The organism is Klebsiella sp. TF21-TM (assembly GCF_019753495.1).
Lineage (GTDB): Bacteria > Pseudomonadota > Gammaproteobacteria > Enterobacterales > Enterobacteriaceae > Klebsiella > Klebsiella quasipneumoniae.
This window is the reverse complement of the sequence record NZ_JAIJYL010000002.1, coordinates 90,454-110,104: the sequence shown is the minus strand read 5'-3', so window position 1 is coordinate 110,104 and position 19,651 is coordinate 90,454. Positions and strand designations below refer to the sequence as shown.

Genomic DNA, 19,651 nt, shown 5'->3' with positions numbered 1-19,651 from the left:
CCTCAGATCGTTTTCACCAGTAACGCAATCCCCATCCCGCCGCCGATGCACAGCGACGCCAGGCCGGTCGGTTGATTCTCCCGGCGCAGCGCGTGCACCAGGCTGACCACAATCCGCGTCCCGGAACTGCCCAGCGGATGGCCGAGGGCGATCGCGCCGCCGTGGACGTTCAGCCGGGAAGCAATCTCCTCCTCCGTCATCTGATGCGCTCTGGCCAGTCCCTTGACCACCCCCAGCACCTGCGCGGCAAAGGCTTCGTTGATCTCCAGCCGGGCCATATCGCTGAGCTGAAAACGCCCGCGGCGCAGGGCGCACGCTATCGCCGGCAGCGGGCCAAGCCCCATCATGGACGGGTCAACGCCGCCCTCGCCAAAGGAGACAATCTCCGCCAGCGGCTGCAGGCCATAGCGGGCAACGGCGCGCGCCGACGCGAGGATCACCGACGCGGCGCCATCGTTCAGCCCGGAGGCATTGCCCGCCGTGACGCTGCCGTCGGCGCGAAAGGCCGGCTTCAGCGCCGCCAGCTGCTCGGCGCTAAGATCATGGCGGATCGGCTCATCCTCGCGGACCGTGCTGACGCCCCGCTTCGCGCTGACCGTCACCGGCACCATCTCATCGGCAAAATAGCCGGCGCGGCTGGCGGCGGAGGCTTTGTGATGGCTCTCCAGGGCATACTGGTCCTGCGCCGCGCGCGAGATCTGCTCCTGCGCGGCGATGGCCTCCGCCGTTTCCCCCATCGGGATCTGCAGCAGCGGATCGGTTAATCCGTCGCGCTGGATCACATCCTCACTGCTGAACGCGCCGAATTTCATCCCGCCCCTTATCTCTCCCCGCAGCAAAAACGGCGCCTGACTCATATTTTCCATTCCGCCGGCGACCACCAGGTCGGCATAACCGCTCTGGATATGGATCGCCCCTTCGGTCAGGCTTTTCATGCCGCTACCGCAGATCATATTCAGGGTGTAAGCCGGCTTTTGCACCGGGATCCCCGCCCGCAGCGCAACCTGACGCGCCGGTCCCATCCCCTGCCCGGCGGCAAGGACGCAGCCGCAGATCACCTCATCGATCCACGCCGGGTCAATGCCAGCCTGCTGCAGGTTGTGCCTGACGGTGAGCGCGGCCAGCTCCACCGCGGAGACCGTTTTCAGGGCGCCAAGAAAGCGCCCCACCGGCGTACGGCAGGCCGCGACGATATAGACTTTGTTCATGATTATTCCATTACGTAGAGCGAGGAAAGATACTGCCGTGTCCCGGCTTCGCTGCCGGTAAAGCCCACATAGCCATCGGGATTGACCACCGCATAGTCATCGGGGCCGATCTGTAGCGCTTCGAGAAACGCCTCGTCCGCCGGTTCGAGGGGGCAGAATATAAACCAGCCGGCCTGCTTCAGGCGGGACATAGGAGGACAAGCGGCGCGGGCGGAAAAGATCACCACCTTACCGCTGGCGAAGACGTCATAGCTGTTGCGAAACATCGCCTGCGGCGAGGCAAAAACGTACCAGGGAACATGGTGCCCTGCCAGGCCGTCCGGGTGCTGCGCCTGCGTTGCGGTGAAACCGGCGTACTGCAGCGGCAGCTGGTGACGATAGTAGTGACGGTTGCAGAACTCCGGAAAGTAGACCCCGTCGATATGATTTCTCGGCACCAGACCGGCAATCAGGCCGGTATCGCGATCGGTGGAGCGAAGCACGCCGCTCACCGCCGCGAAGCGCTGGGCGCGATAGGACGCCGGCAGTCGGTCAGTGGCCACGCCGTGCAGATAGAAAGCCAGCTTCCAAGCGAGGTTCACCGCATCCTGGACGCCGGTGTTCATCCCCTGCCCGCCAATGGGACTGAACAGGTGGAAGGCATCTCCCGCCAGCATAATATGATGCTGCAGATTGTCATCGGCGATGCGGTTATAGAAATTGGCGCTGGAAGACCAGGTCAGCGCCTGCGCCGGAGGAACCTCGGGACAGAACCGCGCCAGCGCGGCGTTAATCTCCTGCAGATCAGGCACCGGACGCGGCGAAGGTAATCGACCGGCTCTTTTAATCACGATCCTGACCTGATTGTCCGGCATGGGCAGGAAAATCAAAAAGCCCTGCTCATCAATATGGTAGGAGGTTCCCGGGAGCGCCGCCGCGCGGTCGAATTGCACGTCCGCCATCACAAAATGCAGCGGATAGTCATGACCGCTAAAGCCGATCCCGGCCAGCTCGCGGACGGTGCTGGCCGCGCCGTCGGCGCCGATAATATAGTCATAAGCGGCGGAACAGGCCCGGCGGGCATCGTCGAGCAGGGAGACGTGATAGCGTTCCCCCTCCCGGCGCCAGGAGACCAGCTGGTGCCCACGTTTGACCTCCCGCCCGGCGTCGGCCAACGCCGTTTCGAGGATCTTCTCCGTCCGCGGCTGCGGGATACTGACATGAAAGGGGTAGCAGGTGGCGAGTCGGCGGTTATCGATATGCAGAAATTTGCGGTTTTTATAGTAAGCGTAGACTGACTGAACCTGCTTTCCCTGGGCGATCAGTTCCCCGGCAAGGCCTAAGCCGTGGAAGGCTTTAATGGTCGCCGGACTGACGCTCAGCGCTTTGGACCAGGTGGTGCTGTGGGTATTTTTATCAATGATATCAAAATCAATTCCATACTTATTCAGATAGCAGCCAATGATTAACCCTACCGGGCCGGCGCCAACAATGAGTACTTTTTTCACGATCGAGCCTCTCTGTATGCCCCGTGCGGGGCATACGCGTGTTGCCTGGGTGTAGGGTGATTAGGGATAGATATCATCGGCCAGACGACGATCGCCGGCGACATTGCAGATATGCCAGTAGGGGTATGGTTTCTCTTTCTCGCTCACGCTGTTGAGGATCGCCGTCTCCTCGTCGCTCAGCGTCCAGTTCAGCGCCGCCAGGTTATCCTCCAGCTGGGCTGGTTTGGTCGCGCCGATCACCAGCGAAGCAATCCCCGGACGGGTACGCAGCCAGTTGAGCGCCACCTGCGCGACGCTGGCGTTGCGCTGGCGGGCAATCTCCTGCATCACCTCCAGGGTCTGCCAGGCCTGCTCGCGGTTGGCGATCGGCGCGGATTCGAACGGCGTGGCGTTCGCCAGGCGACTGCCCTCGGGAAACGCCTGATTGCGTGGGTATTTACCGGTGAGAAAGCCCCCGGCCAGCGGGCTCCAGACGGTGATGCCGACGTTCTGATCGACGCTGAGCGGGATAATCTCATGCTCCAGTTCACGCGCGGCGATATTGTAATAGCCCTGATAGACGCAGAATTTCTCCAGCCCAAGGCGCTCCGAGATCCCCAGCGCCTTCGCCAGCTGCCAGGCCGCGTAGTTGGAGACCCCGATATAGCGAATTTTCCCGGCGCGTATCAGCGTATCCAGCGTGCGCAGGGTATCCTCCAGCGCGGTGCGCGGATCGAACCCGTGAAGGTGATAGATATCGATATAATCGGTCTTCAGCCGCTGCAGGCTGGCCTCGACGGCATTGATGATATGGTAGCGCGACGCCCCCAGCGCGTTCGGGTTGGGGTCGGTTTGCCAGCGTCCTTTGGTGCCGATAATCACCTGCTGGCGTTTTCCCTTCAGCGCGTTGCCGAGCAGCTCTTCGCCCTGGCCGTTCTTATAACAGTCCGCGGTATCAAAAAAGTTAATCCCGGCGTCCAGCGCTTTGTACACCAGATCGTAGGCCGTCTGCTCAGGCACCACGCCGAATTCCGACCAGTTGCGCCCCGGCGCGCCGAGAAAGGCCCCTTTCTCGCCAAACGTCATGGCGCCAAAACAGAGCTCCGAAACCGACAGCCCGGTGGAACCTAAATATCGATACTTCATGCTTGACTTCCTTTTAAAGGTGACAACGTCACACTAGCGATAACCCATCCGCTGGCGGTCAGGCAAGCACCGGCCAGGGGAATGTGAGAGAGAGAAACGCCGGAGGCGAGCAGCAGCCCGCCAAACCAGGCGCCGCCGGCATTGCCGAGGTTAAAGGCGGCGATATTGCACGAAGAGACCATGCTTTTGCCGCTCTCACTGCTGTCCAGCGCCTGCATCTGCAGCGGCGGAATGGTGGAGAACATCGCCGCCCCCAGCAGAAACACCGCCGCGCAGGCGCCGGGCAGCGTCTGAATCGCCCACGGAAAAAGACACAGGACGACGCTCAGCAAGGCGAGAGTTAGCAGCAGCGCCCGGCGGACGCCACCGTCGGTCAGTCGGCCGCCAAGATGATTCCCGGCGACCATCCCGACGCCGAACAGCATCAGCACCGGCGGAATAAGGTGGTCGCTCATCCCGGTGACGGTTTTCAGCATCGGCGCGATGTAGGTGAAGGCGGCGAAGACGCCGGAGAACCCGAGGGCGGTGATCAGCAGGCTGCGCAGCACCGCGGGATGACGGAGCACCTTCAGCTCATCGCGGATCCGGCTCTGGGCCGACGGCTGCGCCTGACGGCCAGGCACCAGGGCGATCACCGCCAGGGCGGAGAGAATGCCGATCAGCGTGACCATATAGAAGGTATAGCGCCAGCCAAGGTACTGCCCCACCCAGGCGCCGAGCGGCACGCCCAGAATATTGGCCAGGGTGGCGCCGAGAAACACGGCGGAGACCGCCGAAGCCCGTTTATCCACCGGCGCCAGCTCCGCGGCATAGACCGAGCTTATTCCGAAGAACGAGGCGTGAGCGAACGCAGTTATTACCCGGGCAATAATTAGCATGGTCATATTACCGGCGATCGCACAGCCTAAATTTCCAATGGAAAATAAGATCATTAAAAATAACAGCGCCGGTTTTTTGCGATAACGGCTTAATAGCGGCGTAAGCAGCGGCGCGCCAATCACCACCCCACAGGCATAAGCGGTAATAGACCAGGCGGCGAGCGTAATGGATATATGAAAGTCATGGGCTACATCGAGTAATAAACCCATAATCACAAATTCGGTGGTGCCAATACCAAATGAACCCACGGAAAGCGCATACACCGCCGCAGGCAATCCCGCCGGACGGGAAACAGCAATAGTCATAAGTTACCTTATCTCCCGCCAGACCGGCGGGAGGAGCGTATTCAGGAGATTATTTATCGATTAAATTAAAGTCGCCCTGGTTATAGCGTAATCCGGCGACGTTTTCGGGAGCGAAAATATGATCGATGGCGAGAATATCCTCAGGGGAGAGCATAATATCGGCCGCAGCGGCATTATCGCGCAGATGGTTCATTTTTCGCGCCCCGGGGATCGGCACGATATCTTCCCCTTTGCTCATCACCCAGGCGAGGGCCATCTGCGCCAGGGTGGCCTCGTAGCGGCTGGCGACCTGCTGCAGACGGTCGAGCAGTTGCTGGTTTTTGCGCATGGTTTCGGCCTGGAAGCGCGGCAGATTGCGACGAAAATCATCGGCTGCGAAGACGCCGGGGTCGGTGATCTGGCCCGTCAGGAAGCCGCGGCCCAGCGGACTGTAAGGGACAAAGCCCACGCCCAGCTCGCGGCAGGCCTTGAGGATGCCGCCCTCCGGCTCACGGGTCCATAGCGAGTATTCCGTCTGCACCGCGGCGATCGGATGCACCTTGCAGGCCCGGCGCAGCGTCTGGGCTGACACTTCCGACAGCCCGATATGGCGAATTTTACCCTCTTTGACCAGGTCGGCCATGGTGCCCACCACCTCTTCCACCGGCACCGCAGGATCGACGCGGTGCTGATAGAGCAGATCGATGGTCTCGATATTCAGCCGCTTCAGCGACCCTTCCACCGCCTCGCGAATATGTTCCGGACGGCTGTCGACGCCGGCCATCCGCTCCAGCCCCTGGCCGGTCGGCAGAATACGAAAGCCAAATTTAGTGGCAATCTGCACCTTATCACGGATGCCTTTAATCGCTTTCCCAACAAGGACTTCATTGTCAAAAGGCCCATACACTTCGGCGGAATCCAGGAAGGTCACCCCCATGTCCACTGCGGCATGGATGGTATTTATCGCCTGCGACTCCTCAGCGCCGCCATAGGCGAAACTCATTCCCATACACCCGAGACCCAATGCGGAAACCTGGAACTTCTCTTTTCCGAGATAACGTGTTTTCACCTTATTTTCCTTACGTGCTGAATGTTATTAAATATATACTTCCCTTTTACATTGATAACAATTAATCTATTCCGAACGCGGTGTTAGCTGGAAATTAACAATGAAAACGTTGCCTGATTTGCAACAAATTGAAATATTAATACTCATAGTGAAACATGGCAGTTTTCGGCAAGCTGCCAGAGCATTAAATCTTTCACCGCCGGCCCTCACCAGCGCTATTAATCATCTGGAAGAAAAATTAGGCGTGCGCCTGCTCAATCGCTCGACGCGCAGTTTGTCTTTAACCGCGGTGGGTGAGGAATTTCTTAATAATATGACGCCGGTGGTGAATGATTATCGCCGGGTGGTCGACAGTCTGAATTATCACCGTCTGACCCCGGAAGGGGTGGTGAAAGTCAATTTACCGCGCATTGTTCTCGACCTTTTCTTTCAGCGCTATTTTATTGCATTTAAAACCGCCTATCCTGACGTGACGCTGGAGCTGTTTACCACCGATCGGAAAGTGAATATTATCGAGTCCGGTTTTGACGCTGGCATTCGCTATTCCCGGGACGTGCCCAAAGATATGATTGCCATCCCCTTTGGCGAGAAGCTGTCGCTGATCCCGGTGGCCAGCCCGGACTATCTCCACGAGGCCGGAGCGCCCGACACCCCGCAATCGCTGGTCAATTTCCGCTGCATCAACCGCTGTTTTCCCAGCGGCGAAAAGTACCGGTGGGAATTTATCAGCCCCGACGGCGAGCCAGGCGAAGTCGCCGTCAAGGGCGATCTGGTCGTCGATTCCGATACGGCGATGATCCAGGCGGCGGAGAGCGGACTGGGGATCGCCTTTGTCTATCAGTCGCTGGTGTCCGCGCAACTGAACGCCGGCAGTCTGGTCCGCTTATTACCCAGCTACCGCTACCCGGCGGATCATTTCTGCGTCTACTATCCGAGTCGCAAACATATTCCCGCGCCCCTGCGCGCTTTTATCACCTGGGTGATGGCGCAGAATAAGAGCATCCTCCATGAGTAAATGGCCTGAGGGGGGTATCCTCCTGTCGCCACAATAAACGCACACACCGTTAACCCTTTTTTATCCTTTCCCTTGAATTCCGCCGGTTGTCAGACATAAACTCGTTAGAGCTCTAACGATTTTGCAGACGACCTATGGACCATCGACAGCTTAACTTCTCCCATCTTTTATATCTGACCGCCCATCACTGGCGGCTGGCGGTTAATCGTCGGCTGAAAAACCTCGGTCTCAGCCAGGCCAGCTGGGTGGCGGTCGCCGCCATCGCCCGCCACCACCAGCCGCTGTCGCAAAGCGAACTGGCGCAGGAGCTGGGAGTGGAGAGCCCGACCATTGTGCCGCTGATCAACCGCCTGGTGGCCCTCGGCCTGGTGGAGCGCGTCACCACCGACCGCGATAAACGCAAGCGGCTGCTGGTGGTCACCGACCAGGGGCAGGCCCTCTTCGAGCAGGTCAAAACGGTGGCGGACGATCTGCGTGAAGAGATCCTGACGGCGATCACGCCGCAGGAGCGTGAACAAACTCAGCGGGTGCTGGAAAAGCTGTTGCGCGAAGTGGAGAAGAAATAATGCCCCGTCGCCAGAGTAACCCCTACGTCCCTCATGACTGGGCGCCGCATGAAAAACCGGCCCTGCTCGGCTCGCCATCGACGCCGCTGCACAGCCCGGCGAAGCGCCTGGCCTACGGGGTGGTCGGACTGCTGGTGTGCCTCACCGGCGCGCTGGGCAACGCGGTGGTCACCGCCAATCTGCAGCTGCTGCAGGGCACCTTCGCCGCCTGGTCGACGGAGATCGCCTGGCTGCCGGCGGTGTATGTCATGACCAACGTCTCCATTAACCTGCTGCTGGTGAAATTTCGTCAGCAGTTCGGGCTGCGCGCCTTTACCGAAGGCTTTCTGGTGCTCTATGTGCTGGTCACCTTCTTCCACCTGTTCGTCAACGATCTCAGCTCGGCGATGATGGTCCGCGCCGCCCACGGCATGGTGGCCGCGGCGCTCAGCTCGCTGGGGATCTACTATCAGGTGCAGGCCTGGCCCGCACGCCACCGCCTGAAAGGGCTGACTATCGGTATCACCGGCTCGTCGCTGGCCATTCCGCTGGCGCGCCTCTTTTCCACCGAGCTGCTGCAGATCGATGAATGGCGCGGGCTCTACTTCTTTGAGCTGGGGCTGGCGCTGGTGTCGCTGGCCTGCGTCATCGCCCTGAAGCTGCCGCCGAGCGATCGTAAAAAGGTGTTCGAGAAGAAGGATTTTATTACCTTCTTCCTGCTGGCCCCCGGCATGGCGCTGGTCTGCGCGGTGCTCTCGCTGGGACGGCTCGAGTGGTGGTTCGAAGCGCCGTGGATCGGCTGGTCGCTGGCCGCGGCGGTGGTGCTGATCGTCGCCGCCATCGCCTTTGAGCATAACCGCAGCAATCCTCTGCTCAATACCAAATGGCTCTCCAGCGGCAGTATCCTGCGCCTGGGTCTGATTATGCTGCTGATCCGCATCGTGCTGGCGGAGCAGAATACCGGGGTGATCGGCTGGCTGCAGTACGTTGGCCTGCAAAACGAACAGATGACCAACCTTGCGTGGTCAATTTTCGCCGGCATTCTGTGCGGGATCATCGCCAGCTGCCTGACGCTTAACCCGCAGAAGCTCTACTGGCCGACCGCCACCGCCCTGGCGCTGATCATGGTGGCCTCGCTGCTCGACAGCCAGTCCAACGCCCTCACCCGTCCGGAACAGCTGATGTTCAGCCAGTTTTTGCTTGGCTTCGGCAGCGCCTTCTTTCTGGCGCCGGCGATGCTCGCCGGCATTGGCGGGGTGTTCGCCGATCCGCGCAACCTGGTCAGCTTCTCGGTGCTGTTCGGCATGAGCCAGAACATCGGCGGTCTGCTGGGGTCGGCGATACTCGGCACCTTCCAGACCTGGCGGGAGAAATTTCACTCCAGCCAGCTGGCGGACCAGATCACCACGCTCAACCCGCTGATCGTCGAGCGGCTGCAGCAGTACAGCCAGATGTACCAGAGCCAGATCGGCGACAGCACGCTGCTTAACGTCCAGGCCACCACCCTGCTGCAAAACGCCGCGACGCTGCAGGCCAATATTCTCGCCTGGAATGACACCTATCTGCTGACGGCGGCGATCTCCGCCGGGACGTTAGTGTGGGTTTTCTGGCGTTTAATTCGCTTACGACTGACCGCCCGTATCGCCTTAAAACGCGCCACCGGCAGCAAATAATTATCATCATTTCATCTCTGGAGTCGTTATGAGTCAGCAGGATGCGGCCAAACAACAGGCCAACACCCGGAACAACATTCGCGTGGTCTCCATTTTTACCGCCGCGGCGATAGGCCTCGTCGGTGTACTGGTGATCCTCTATGCCTGGCAACTGCCGCCGTTCACCCGCCATAGCCAGTTTACCGACAACGCCTACGTGCGCGGGCAGACCACCTTTATCAGTCCGCAGGTCAACGGCTACATCACTGCCGTCAACGTCAAGGATTTCGCCATCGTTCAGCCGGGCGAGGTGCTGTTCCAGATAGACGATCGCATCTATAAGCAGCGGGTGCACCAGGCCCAGGCCACCCTGGCGATGAAGGAGGCGGCGCTGCGCAACAACCTGCAGCAGCGCAAAAGCGCCGAGGCGACGATCGCCAAAAATGAAGCCGCGCTGCAGAACGCCCGCGCGCAGAATCTGAAAATCCAGGCTGATTTAAAACGGGTGCAGGAGCTGACCGCCGATGGATCGCTGTCGATCCGCGAGCGGGATTCCGCCCGCGCCAGCGCCGCCCAGGGGGCAGCGGATATTGAACAGGCGAAAGCGGCGCTGGAGATGTCGCGCCAGGACCGCGAATCGACCATCGTCAATCGCGATTCACTGGAGGCCGACGTGGCCAGCGCCAAAGCCGCCCTCGAGCTGGCGCAGATTGACCTGCAAAATACGCAGATCATCGCCCCCACCGGCGGCCAGCTGGGGCAGATTTCGGTGCGTCTTGGCGCTTACGTCAGCGCCGGAACCCATCTGACTTCGCTGGTGCCGCCGCAGCACTGGGTGATCGCCAACCTGAAAGAGACCCAGCTGGCCGATGTGCGTATCGGCCAGCCGGTTACCTTCACCGTTGACGCGCTCAACGGCGAGACCTTCCACGGCAAGGTGCAGAGTATCTCCCCGGCGACCGGGGTGGAGTTCAGCGCCATTTCGCCGGACAACGCCACCGGCAACTTCGTCAAGATCGCCCAGCGCATCCCGGTACGCATCACGGTTAACGAGGGGCAACGCAACAGCGAGCGCCTGCGCCCCGGCATGTCGGTGCAGGTGACCATTGATACCCGCGCGGAGAAGCAGCCATGATCCGCCCGGTCACCCTTGCCATCGTCCTGGCGCTGGTCGGCTGTCAGACCGCCGATGTGCAGCGCGCCCAGCCGACGCTCGCCATCCCTGCCGCCTGGCGGGCCGACGTTGGCCCTGCCAGCCCGGTGGAAGGCGTATGGTGGCGCAATTTTCATGACAGCGCGCTGAATCAGTATGTCGACCGGGCGCTGCGCTATAACAGCGATGTACTCATCGCCCGCGAGCGGGTGAATGAGTATCAGGCGCGGGCGTATGCCGCCGACAGCAGTCTTTTCCCCTCGCTGGATGCCAGCCTGACCGGCACCCGCGCCCGCGCGCAGTCCGCCGCCACCGGCCTGCCGATCCACAGTACGGTGTATAAAGGCGGCCTGACCGCCAGCTATGATGTCGATATCTGGGGCGCGAACCGCAGCGCGGCCAGCGCCGCCGGGGCCAGCCTCGAGGCGCAGAAAGCCGCTGCCGACGCGGCCAATTTGAGCGTCGCCGCCTCGGTGGCCGTGGGCTACGTGACGCTGCTGTCGCTGGATGAGCAACTGCGGGTCACGCAGCAGACGCTCCAGGCGCGGGAAGACGCCTGGCGCCTGGCCAAACGTCAGTATGAAACCGGGTATACCTCGCGCCTTGAGCTGATGCAGGCGGATTCGGAGCTGCGCTCCACGCGGGCGCAGATCCCGCCGCTGCAGCACCAGATTGCGCAGCAGGAAAACGCCCTCAGCGTGCTGCTGGGGGATAACCCCGGCGTGATAAAACGCGGCGAATTCGCCGGGCTCACCCCGCTGCGTCTGCCCTCGCAGCTGCCGTCCACCTTGCTCAACCGCCGCCCGGATATCGTACAGGCCCAGCGTCAGCTGGTCGCCGCCGATGCCACCCTGGCCTCGTCCCAGGCGCAGCTGCTGCCGTCTATCAACCTGACCGCCACCGGCAGCCTGCAGGACCGGACGCTGCCGGATCTGCTGGACAACCCGCTGCGACTCTGGAGCATTGGCGGTAGCATCCTGGCGCCGCTGCTTAACCGCCAGGCGTTAAATGCCCAGGTGGATGTCTCGATGGCCCAGCGCAACCAGGCGCTGTACAGCTATGAGAAAACGGTGCGCGGCGCGTTTAAAGAGGTCAATGACAGCCTGGACGCCATTAGCCGCTACGGCGAACAGCTGACCGAACTGCAGGGGCAGGAGGCGGTGGCGGAAGAAACATTGCGCATTGCGCAGAACCGCTACCGTAACGGCTACTCTTCGTATCTGGATGTGCTTGATGCCCAGCGAACGCTGTTCTCCACCCAGCTTAGCGTGGTACAGGTGAAGAATAACTTGCTGCTGGCGCAGATCGATCTATACCGGGCGCTGGGAGGCGGCTGGTCTGACTCATCAGGGAGCTAAATGGGGAAGCGTCATATGCAACAACAGTGGTCTGCAGTAGACAATTATTTGATTGAGGCCTTAATTCCCAGCGATCCTGTGCTCGATCGGGTACTGGAAAACAACCATCGTGCCGGGCTCCCGGCACACGATGTCGCCGCCAATCAGGGTCAGTTTCTCGCCCTGCTGGTACGGCTTACCCAGGCTAAGCGGATCCTGGAGATCGGCACCCTCGGCGGCTATAGCACCATCTGGATGGCGCGCGAGCTTCCTGCCGACGGCCAACTCCTCACCCTGGAGGCCGACGCGCATCATGCCCGCGTGGCGCGGGAGAATCTGCAGCTGGCGGGGGTTGACCAGCGGGTCACGCTGCGGGAGGGGCCCGCGCTACAGTCTCTGGAGGCGCTTGGCGAATGTCCCGCTTTCGACCTGATCTTCATCGATGCCGATAAGCCGAATAACCCCCATTATCTGCGCTGGGCGCTGCGTTATTCCCGCCCGGGAACCTTAATTATTGGCGATAACGTGGTACGCGACGGCGAAGTGGTCAACCCACAGAGCGCCGACGAGCGCGTTCAGGGCGTGCGTCAGTTCATTGAGATGATGGGCGCCGAGCCACGGTTGACGGCAACGGCGCTGCAAACCGTGGGCACGAAAGGCTGGGACGGCTTTACCCTGGCGTGGGTCAACGCTTAAGCGTGGACGCCTGGCCCGTCGCCCCGGTAAGCGCAGCGCCACCGGGGACAACCGGCCAGGTTACGGCGTAATCTGCTCCATCGCCTGCAGCACGCGTTTGTCCGAGATAGGGTACGGGGTCCCCAGCTGCTGGGCGAAGAAGCTCACCCGCAGCTCCTCGATCATCCAGCGGATCTCCCGGACATCGTCGTCCTCACGGCGGTTCGGCGGCAGCTTATTCAGCCACTGCTGCCACGCCTGCTGCACGCTCTCGATTTTCAACATCTGCGCGCGGTCGCGGTGCGGATCGATAGCCATCTTCTCCAGACGCTTTTCAATCGCCTGCAGATAGCGCAGCGTATCGCCAAGACGACGGAAGCCATTGCCGGTGACAAAGCCGCGGTAAACCAGCCCCGCCATCTGCGCTTTGATGTCCGACAGCCCCAGCGCCATGGTCATATCCACCCGGCCTTTCAGCCGTTTGTTGATATTGAACACCGCGGTGAGGATCTGCTCGACCTGTTTGGCGATCTCCACGACCGTCTCGTTGAGCTCGGCGCGAACTTTATCATGCAGCTGGCTAAAGCCCTCTTCCGTCCACACCGGCCCGCCCGCCTCGTCGATAAGCTTATCAACGCCGCAGGAGATGCAGTCGTCAATCAGATCCAGCACTTTGCCGTACGGGTTAAAATAGAGCCCGAGCTTGGCTTTGTTCGGCAGCTTCTCGTGCAGATACTTAATCGGCGACGGAATGTTAAGCAGCAGCAGGCGACGCAGACCGCGCCACATGGCCTGCTGCTGTTCCTGTGGATTATCAAACAGTTTGATGGCCACGCTGTCGCGCTCGTCCACCAGCGCCGGCCAGGCTTTTACCTTATAGTTGCCGCGCTTCTGTTCGTAACTCTCCGCCAGGGTGCCAAAGCTCCAGATATGCAGCCCGCTCTGCTCGATGCCGTCATCAGCGACCGCCGACAGCGTCTCCTGAACTTTGCCCTTCAGTGCCTCTTTCAGCGCCTGCAGCGAGCGCCCTTCCTGCAGCTTCTTGTTTTTATCGTCCACCACCCGGAAAGTGATTTTCAGGTGATCGGGCACCTGATCCCACTGCCAGGCTTCGCGGTCGATGGTCACGCCGGTCATCCGCCGCAGTTCGCGCTCGAGGGAGTCGAGCAGCGGCAGCTCCAGCGGCGTCGCCCGGCCAAGAAACGCTTCCGCATAGTTGGGCGCCGGGACGAAATTGCGCCGCACCGGCTTCGGCAGCGATTTTATCAGGGCGATAATCAGCTCCCGGCGCAGACCGGGGATCTGCCATTCAAACCCGGCCTCCTCCACCTGATTAAGCAGCGGCAGCGGAATATGCACCGTCACGCCGTCGGCGTCGGCGCCCGGCTCGAACTGATAGGTCAGACGCAGCTTCAGATTGCCCTGGTGCCAGAAGTTCGGATAGTCCAGTTTGCTGACCTGCTCCGCCCCTTCCTTAATCAGCATGCTCTTCTCAAAGTTGAGCAGATCCGGGGTGTCGCGGCTGGCCTGCTTCCACCAGGCGTCAAAATGCCGGGCGGAGATGACGTCGTGGCTGATGCGCTGGTCGTAGAATTCGAACAGGGTCTCGTCATCCACCAGAATGTCGCGGCGGCGCGACTTATGCTCCAGCTCTTCGATTTCCGCCCGCAGCTTCAGGTTCTCCCGGAAGAAGGCGTGGCGCGTTTGCCAGTCACCCTCCACCAGCGCGTGGCGGATAAACAGCTCGCGGCACAGCGCCGGATCGATCTGGCTGTAGTTGACCTTACGTGCGCCAACGATCGGCAGGCCATAGACGGTGACCTTTTCCGTCGCCATCACCGCGCCCTGCGCCCGCTCCCAGTGCGGCTCACTGTATGAGCGTTTGATCAGGTGCTGCGCGACCGGCTCCACCCACTCCGGCTCAATGCGGGCGGCAATGCGGCCCCACAGCCGGCTGGTTTCCACCAGTTCCGCCACCATCGTCCACTTCGGCGGCTTTTTAAACAGACCGGACCCCGGGAAGATGGAGAAGCGGGCGTTACGCGCGCCGGTAAACTCCTGTTTATCGGCATCCTTCATGCCGATGTGCGACAGCAGACCGGTCAGCAGCGCAGTATGGATCTCGCGGTATTCCGCCGGTTCGCTGTTGATCGGCAGGCCAAGCTCTTTCACCACCTGACGCAGCTGGGTGTAGATATCCTGCCACTCGCGCACGCGCAGATAGTTCAGAAAATCGACCCGGCACTGGCGGCGGAACTGATTCGACGACAGCGCCTTCTGCTGCTCGCCGAGGTAGTTCCACAGATTGACGAAGGCGAGGAAATCAGACTCTTTATCGTGAAAGCGGCGGTGCTTCTCGTCGGAGGCCTGCTGCTTATCCATCGGCCGCTCGCGCGGATCCTGAATCGATAGCGCGGAGGTGATGATCATCGCTTCCCGCACGCAGCCGTGCTTCTGCGCCTCCAGCACCATCCGCGCCAGGCGCGGGTCCACCGGCAGCTGGCTGAGCTGGCGGCCCATCGGCGTTAGCTTATAGGCGGTGGCCTGCTCATCGGTGGTGATCGCGCCCAGCTCTTCCAGCAGGCGCACGCCGTCCTGAATGTTGCGCTTATCCGGCGCTTCAACGAACGGGAAGGCGGCGATATCGCCTAAGCCCAGGGCGGTCATCTGCAGGATGACCGACGCCAGGTTGGTGCGCAGAATTTCCGGGTCGGTAAATTCCGGGCGCGACAGGAAATCGTCTTCTGAATAAAGACGAATACAGATCCCTTCCGAGACGCGGCCGCAGCGGCCTTTACGCTGGTTGGCGGAGGCCTGGGAAACCGGCTCGATCGGCAGGCGCTGCACCTTGGTGCGGTAGCTGTAGCGGCTGATACGCGCGGTACCGGGATCGATAACGTACTTGATGCCCGGCACGGTCAGCGAGGTTTCCGCCACGTTGGTCGCCAGCACGATGCGCCGTCCGCTGTGCGGCTGGAAGACGCGGTTCTGCTCGCTGTTGGACAAGCGGGCGTACAGCGGCAGCACTTCGGTATGGCGCAGATCCAGCTTATTCAGCGCATCGGCGGTATCGCGAATCTCCCGCTCGCCGCTCATAAAGATCAGAATATCCCCTGGCCCTTCGCGCCCCAGCTCGTCGACGGCATCAAAGATCGCCTGCAGCTGATCGCGCTCGGTATCGTCCGCCTCTTCCACTATCGGCCGGTAGCGCACTTCCACCGGGTAAGTCCGCCCGGAGACTTCGATAATCGGCGCATTATTGAAATGCTTTGAGAAACGTTCCGGGTCGATGGTCGCCGAGGTGATGATGATTTTCAGGTCAGGACGGCGCGGCAGCAGCTCTTTCAGGTAACCGAGCAGGAAGTCGATGTTCAGGCTGCGCTCGTGCGCTTCATCGATAATGATGGTGTCATACTGCATCAGCAGGCGATCCTGCTGGATCTCCGCCAGCAGAATACCGTCGGTCATCAGCTTGACCATGGTGTTGTCGCTGACGTGATCGCTAAAGCGGACCTTATAGCCGATACAACCGCCCGGCTCCGTTTGCAGCTCCTCGGCGATACGGTTGGCGACGGTTCGCGCGGCGAGACGACGCGGCTGGGTATGGCCGATCAGCCCTTTCAGCCCGCGGCCCAGCTCCATGCAGATTTTTGGCAGCTGGGTGGTTTTACCCGAACCGGTCTCCCCGGCGACAATCACCACCTGGTGATCGCGTACCGCCTCGAGAATTTCTTGTTTTTTCTGGCTAACCGGCAGGTTTTCCGGATAGGTGATGGCCGGTCGCGCCGCTTCGCGCAGCAGGACTTTACCGGCTGCCTGGCTTATCTCCTGCGCCATCTCCTGGAGGATGGCCTGTTGCGATTCAGGATTTTTAACCTTCTTCACGCCGTGCAGACGGCGGGCAAAGCGCGTTTTGTCGCGCAGCATCAGGCCGTCGAGCTGTTGATAAAGCTGGGGGAAGGTGATTTTTTGTTGTTCTGTCATAGCGTTATCGGGCAGAGCTCTGCCGGGAAAATCTCTTTTGAAGTATTGCCTTAGAGTACCACATCTGTGTCATCCGTGCCTTGTTCAAAAAATCTGAACATAGGATTCGATATATTGCGCTATCTCTGTGGCGCGATTGTGAATACAGTGTCATCAAGCACCAGGGCACTGACCCGTCAATCACATTAAAAAAGGAAACACCCATGAGCAAAGTATTAGTTCTGAAATCCAGTATTCTGGCAGGGTACTCACAATCTGGTCAGCTTTCCGACTATTTTGTTGAACAATGGCAGGAAAAACACCCGGGCGACGAGATCACCGTGCGTGACCTGGCCGCTAATCCGATCCCGGTTCTGGATGGTGAACTGGTTGGCGCCCTGCGTCCGAGCGACGCGCCGCTGACGCCGCGTCAGCAGGAAGCGCTGGCCCTTTCCGACGAGCTGATCGCCGAACTGAAAGGCAATGATGTGATTGTTATCGCTGCGCCGATGTACAACTTCAACATTCCGACGCAGTTGAAAAACTATTTTGACCTGGTGGCTCGCGCCGGCGTGACCTTCCGCTACACCGAGAAAGGGCCGGAAGGTCTGGTGACCGGTAAACGCGCGGTCGTCGTGACCAGCCGCGGTGGTATCCATAAAGATACCCCGACCGACCTGGTCACCCCGTACCTGTCCACCTTCCTCGGCTTTATCGGCATCACCGACGTGAACTTCGTGTTCGCCGAAGGTATCGCTTACGGCCCGGAAGTCGCGGCCAAAGCGCAGTCTGACGCAAAAGCGGCCATCGACAGCGTGGTTGCAGCCTAATATTTCCACTCCCGCCGCCCGGTGGGAGTGTTTTTTCCCACTCGCCCATCCCCCTTTTACGAGCCGCCTCGTAAATTCACACATCATTCAAACGCCTTAAGCCACCAGCCTGTACCATGCCTGTCGCCGCGCGAATCTGGCTCACTCCCGGTCGCTGACGGCAACCGTTGTCATGGTCAAAAACAGGAGTGCGTACTATGTACACTCGATGGTTTACATGGTACCTTAGCAAGGAGCGTTTTCGTGTGTCATGCCATTGAATTTATCGAAACGTCGCTATTTACCCGCCAGATAAAACAGCTGGCCAGCGATGAAGATCTGAGGGCACTGCAGAGGCAACTCATAGGCAATCCGGATTTCGGCGATCTTATCCAGGATACCGGCGGGTTACGGAAAATAAGAATGGCGACAGGCTCACAGGGAAAAAGCGGCGGCGTGCGGGTGATTTATTTTCTGGCAACCCGCGAGATTATCTATCTCGTCTTAGCCTACCCGAAGCACACCAAAGAGAGCCTGAGCGCAGCGGAAAAAAACGAACTCAGGAAACTGACCCGGCGACTAAAAAATGAGGTTTGAAATGGGTTACTTCGACGAGCTTAAAGCGTCCCTGGAAGAGGCTGTTGAGATCAAAGACGGCTACAAGGCCCCAGCCCGAGCGACGCGTTATGAAGTTGCTGATGTGAAAGCCATCCGCACGCAGCTTAAAGTTTCGCAGGCGGAAATGGCAAAAGCGCTGGGTACCAGCGTGGATACTATCAAAAGTTGGGAGTCCAGGCGGCGCAACCCGACAGGCCTGGCAGCAAAAGTACTGGCGGTTATCCAGGCCAACCCGGCGTTCTTTCGCGAACTGGCTGAGCACTAATCCACTGAGCCCCTCCGGGTTGCCCTGGAAAGTTAGCGCTGCGTTTTTGGCCGCAGGTTTTCATCAAACTCCAGCCGCTTACGCCCCTCTTCCACTTCCCGTAACGGCTCGACCTGATGCAGCGTCTGCTTACAGCGTTCCACCAGCACCTGGTATTCACGGGTGCCATGCTTTTTCCACGCCAGCTCCTGTTCGCTCAGGACGCGAATCGCTTTTGCCGGGCTGCCGATGATCAGATGGTTGGCGGGCATCTCGGCGTTGGCTTTGACAAAGGCCGAGGCGCCGACAATGCTGTTTTCGCCGATGGTCGCCCCGTCGATAATCACCGCGCTCATCCCCACCAGCGCGTTGCGGCCAATCACGCAGCCGTGCAGAATAGCGCCGTGGCCGATATGTCCGTCCTCTTCCACCACCGTATCCTGGCCGGGGAAGCCGTGCATCACGCAGTTGTCCTGAATATTGGCCCCGTCTTTGACCACGATGCGGCCAAAATCGCCGCGCAGGCTGGCGTTGGGCCCAACATAGACCCCTTTGCCGAGGATCACGTCGCCAATCAACACCGCGGTCGGGTGGACGTAACTCTCCTCCGGCACCACCGGGGTCAGTCCATCAATCTGATAAATCGGCATGCAACCTCCTTATGCGCCCGGCAAACCGCCAAAGCGCTGATAATAGAGCGGGCCCGGCGCGGGAAGCTCGCCGACCGAGCTTTCACCTTTCTCGCTGACGAACGCCAGCGCGCCGGGACTCACCCGTTGGTAAATATTGATACACAGCTGGCGGGCGGTTTGCCCCGCCCAGTGCGCCGGCAGCAGCTCTTCCGGCAGCAGCGGATCTTTGAGCACCACCCGGCGATAGAAATGAATCAGCAGGAGCTGGATCTGAAAGCTGCGTTCCGGCGTTAACTCCGCGGGGTCGCAGTCGCGCAGCAGCGGCAGTAACGGCCGGAATAACGAGATAAAGGCCTCATACATCTCGTTTTGTTCGGTGAGATGCCAGCACTCCTCCACCCGGCTGCGCAGCGCCGCCCGGGAGAGCGCCAGCGGCGAGTGGGCTTCAAAACAGATGACGTTTTCGGCAACCCCCGCTTCATGGAGCAGCGACTGGACATCCGCCAGCTTTTGCGACGGCGAGGCTAACAGACTCGGCGCCAGCGCGCCAAACCCCTGCCACAGCAGCTGCTTTTTGACGTCGGCCAGCACATTTTTCTCCAGGCCTTCCGAAAGCAGCAGCAGCCAGGTGCCGTCCCATTCCGGAGCGTTCGCGCGATAAATTTTATGTTCCGCGCGTCGGGTCAGGCGCAGCCCTTTGTCGCTCAGACGATAGAAGCTGCGGCGGCCGATACGGACGACATCGAGCCACTCCTCTTTATTGAGGCGAAACAGCGCGGTGCGGACGAAACGCTCGCCGAAGCCTAATCCTTCCAGCAGCGCCGCGACGCTGCCCAGCCACACTTCCCCACCGCGTTGTAATAAGGCGTCGCCATACAACGAGGCGATTAATGACGTGCCGCTGATCGGCGTCGCCGTCACCGCTTGTTGAATAAAGGCGTCGAGTTTACTCATCT

The 19,651-nt window shown here is 60.3% G+C and carries 17 protein-coding genes; 9 read left to right on the top strand and 8 right to left on the bottom strand.

The features are described from left to right. Window positions 1-2: 2 nt before the first annotated feature. The 5 genes from K5R89_RS02405 to K5R89_RS02385 are packed head-to-tail and all read right to left on the bottom strand — an operon-like array spanning window position 3 to window position 6,052. Window positions 3-1,208 carry an acetyl-CoA C-acyltransferase gene (locus K5R89_RS02405; protein ID WP_023289475.1) on the bottom strand — a complete coding sequence of 402 codons (1,206 nt, stop codon included), beginning with the start codon at window positions 1,206-1,208 and terminating at the stop codon, window positions 3-5. A 2-nt stretch (window positions 1,209-1,210) separates the two neighbouring features. Continuing rightward, on the bottom strand, window positions 1,211-2,695 hold the full coding sequence (locus K5R89_RS02400) for an FAD-dependent monooxygenase (RefSeq protein WP_217259179.1): 1,485 nt from the start codon (window positions 2,693-2,695) through the stop codon (window positions 1,211-1,213). A gap of 60 nt (window positions 2,696-2,755) precedes the next feature. Next, window positions 2,756-3,820 (bottom strand): aldo/keto reductase, encoded by a 1,065-nt coding sequence (locus tag K5R89_RS02395; RefSeq protein WP_064157556.1) that lies wholly within the window; start codon window positions 3,818-3,820, stop codon window positions 2,756-2,758. Next, window positions 3,817-5,004: an MFS transporter gene (locus K5R89_RS02390; RefSeq protein WP_023289472.1), complete on the bottom strand. Its 1,188-nt coding sequence runs from the start codon at window positions 5,002-5,004 to the stop codon at window positions 3,817-3,819. The genes K5R89_RS02395 and K5R89_RS02390 overlap by 4 nt, the downstream gene beginning before the upstream one ends. Window positions 5,005-5,053: 49 nt before the next feature. Continuing rightward, window positions 5,054-6,052, bottom strand: coding sequence for an aldo/keto reductase (locus tag K5R89_RS02385; protein ID WP_023289471.1), 999 nt, complete (start codon window positions 6,050-6,052; stop codon window positions 5,054-5,056). 100 nt (window positions 6,053-6,152) lie between these two features. On the opposite strand from K5R89_RS02385, the gene K5R89_RS02380 reads away from it, so the two are divergent. The 6 genes from K5R89_RS02380 to K5R89_RS02355 all read left to right on the top strand — a co-directional run bounded on the left by K5R89_RS02380 (window position 6,153) and on the right by K5R89_RS02355 (window position 12,450). Then, window positions 6,153-7,067, top strand: coding sequence for a LysR family transcriptional regulator (locus K5R89_RS02380; protein WP_023289470.1), 915 nt, complete (start codon window positions 6,153-6,155; stop codon window positions 7,065-7,067). Window positions 7,068-7,201: 134 nt separating this feature from the next. Then, on the top strand, window positions 7,202-7,633 hold the full coding sequence (locus K5R89_RS02375) for a MarR family winged helix-turn-helix transcriptional regulator (protein WP_023289469.1): 432 nt from the start codon (window positions 7,202-7,204) through the stop codon (window positions 7,631-7,633). Further along, window positions 7,633-9,285 carry an MFS transporter gene (locus K5R89_RS02370; protein WP_032452666.1) on the top strand — a complete coding sequence of 551 codons (1,653 nt, stop codon included), beginning with the start codon at window positions 7,633-7,635 and terminating at the stop codon, window positions 9,283-9,285. Before K5R89_RS02375 ends, K5R89_RS02370 begins: the two co-directional genes overlap by 1 nt. Before the next feature lie 28 nt (window positions 9,286-9,313). Further along, window positions 9,314-10,399, top strand: coding sequence for an HlyD family secretion protein (locus K5R89_RS02365; RefSeq protein ID WP_032452665.1), 1,086 nt, complete (start codon window positions 9,314-9,316; stop codon window positions 10,397-10,399). Further along, complete coding sequence (locus K5R89_RS02360) at window positions 10,396-11,775, top strand: efflux transporter outer membrane subunit (protein ID WP_050534155.1); 1,380 nt, start codon at window positions 10,396-10,398, stop codon at window positions 11,773-11,775. The genes K5R89_RS02365 and K5R89_RS02360 overlap by 4 nt, the downstream gene beginning before the upstream one ends. Then, window positions 11,776-12,450, top strand: coding sequence for an O-methyltransferase (locus tag K5R89_RS02355; RefSeq protein ID WP_072413124.1), 675 nt, complete (start codon window positions 11,776-11,778; stop codon window positions 12,448-12,450). It begins immediately after the preceding gene. 60 nt (window positions 12,451-12,510) lie between these two features. Here K5R89_RS02355 and hrpA read toward each other — a convergent pair whose 3' ends face one another. Next, window positions 12,511-16,413 (bottom strand): ATP-dependent RNA helicase HrpA, encoded by a 3,903-nt coding sequence (hrpA, locus tag K5R89_RS02350; protein ID WP_048334923.1) that lies wholly within the window; start codon window positions 16,411-16,413, stop codon window positions 12,511-12,513. Between the two features lie 203 nt (window positions 16,414-16,616). Here hrpA and azoR point away from each other — a divergent pair, with 203 nt between their 5' ends. The 3 genes from azoR (at window position 16,617) to nadS (ending at window position 18,084) form a co-directional block, all read left to right on the top strand. Continuing rightward, the gene (gene azoR / locus K5R89_RS02345; protein ID WP_002902889.1) at window positions 16,617-17,222 is read left to right on the top strand and encodes an FMN-dependent NADH-azoreductase; all 606 of its coding nucleotides are present in this window, start codon (window positions 16,617-16,619) and stop codon (window positions 17,220-17,222) included. 243 nt (window positions 17,223-17,465) lie between these two features. Then, window positions 17,466-17,798 (top strand): type II toxin-antitoxin system RelE/ParE family toxin, encoded by a 333-nt coding sequence (locus K5R89_RS02340; RefSeq protein ID WP_008805112.1) that lies wholly within the window; start codon window positions 17,466-17,468, stop codon window positions 17,796-17,798. Window position 17,799: 1 nt separating this feature from the next. Continuing rightward, a complete protein-coding gene (gene nadS, locus K5R89_RS02335) occupies window positions 17,800-18,084 on the top strand; it encodes a NadS family protein (RefSeq protein ID WP_049013327.1) in 285 nt (94 codons plus the stop codon). Window positions 18,085-18,116: 32 nt separating this feature from the next. Here the strand turns inward: nadS and paaY are convergent, their stop codons facing one another. Both paaY and paaX read right to left on the bottom strand, forming a co-directional pair. Then, window positions 18,117-18,713: a phenylacetic acid degradation protein PaaY gene (paaY, locus tag K5R89_RS02330; RefSeq protein ID WP_032452657.1), complete on the bottom strand. Its 597-nt coding sequence runs from the start codon at window positions 18,711-18,713 to the stop codon at window positions 18,117-18,119. Between the two features lie 9 nt (window positions 18,714-18,722). Then, on the bottom strand, window positions 18,723-19,649 hold the full coding sequence (paaX, locus tag K5R89_RS02325; protein ID WP_072199087.1) for a phenylacetic acid degradation operon negative regulatory protein PaaX: 927 nt from the start codon (window positions 19,647-19,649) through the stop codon (window positions 18,723-18,725). Window positions 19,650-19,651 lie beyond the last annotated feature (2 nt).

What these genes read in the sequence shown, in the direction of transcription:
- paaY (WP_032452657.1), bottom strand. Translation starts at nt 18,713, where the DNA reads ATGCCGATTTATCAGATTGATGGACTGACCCCGGTGGTGCCGGAGGAG.
- K5R89_RS02375 (WP_023289469.1), top strand. Translation starts at nt 7,202, where the DNA reads ATGGACCATCGACAGCTTAACTTCTCCCATCTTTTATATCTGACCGCC.
- hrpA (WP_048334923.1), bottom strand. Translation starts at nt 16,413, where the DNA reads ATGACAGAACAACAAAAAATCACCTTCCCCCAGCTTTATCAACAGCTC.
- nadS (WP_049013327.1), top strand. Translation starts at nt 17,800, where the DNA reads ATGGGTTACTTCGACGAGCTTAAAGCGTCCCTGGAAGAGGCTGTTGAG.
- paaX (WP_072199087.1), bottom strand. Translation starts at nt 19,649, where the DNA reads ATGAGTAAACTCGACGCCTTTATTCAACAAGCGGTGACGGCGACGCCG.
- K5R89_RS02395 (WP_064157556.1), bottom strand. Translation starts at nt 3,820, where the DNA reads ATGAAGTATCGATATTTAGGTTCCACCGGGCTGTCGGTTTCGGAGCTC.
- azoR (WP_002902889.1), top strand. Translation starts at nt 16,617, where the DNA reads ATGAGCAAAGTATTAGTTCTGAAATCCAGTATTCTGGCAGGGTACTCA.
- K5R89_RS02390 (WP_023289472.1), bottom strand. Translation starts at nt 5,004, where the DNA reads ATGACTATTGCTGTTTCCCGTCCGGCGGGATTGCCTGCGGCGGTGTAT.
- K5R89_RS02405 (WP_023289475.1), bottom strand. Translation starts at nt 1,208, where the DNA reads ATGAACAAAGTCTATATCGTCGCGGCCTGCCGTACGCCGGTGGGGCGC.
- K5R89_RS02355 (WP_072413124.1), top strand. Translation starts at nt 11,776, where the DNA reads ATGGGGAAGCGTCATATGCAACAACAGTGGTCTGCAGTAGACAATTAT.
- K5R89_RS02365 (WP_032452665.1), top strand. Translation starts at nt 9,314, where the DNA reads ATGAGTCAGCAGGATGCGGCCAAACAACAGGCCAACACCCGGAACAAC.
- K5R89_RS02360 (WP_050534155.1), top strand. Translation starts at nt 10,396, where the DNA reads ATGATCCGCCCGGTCACCCTTGCCATCGTCCTGGCGCTGGTCGGCTGT.
- K5R89_RS02370 (WP_032452666.1), top strand. Translation starts at nt 7,633, where the DNA reads ATGCCCCGTCGCCAGAGTAACCCCTACGTCCCTCATGACTGGGCGCCG.
- K5R89_RS02380 (WP_023289470.1), top strand. Translation starts at nt 6,153, where the DNA reads ATGAAAACGTTGCCTGATTTGCAACAAATTGAAATATTAATACTCATA.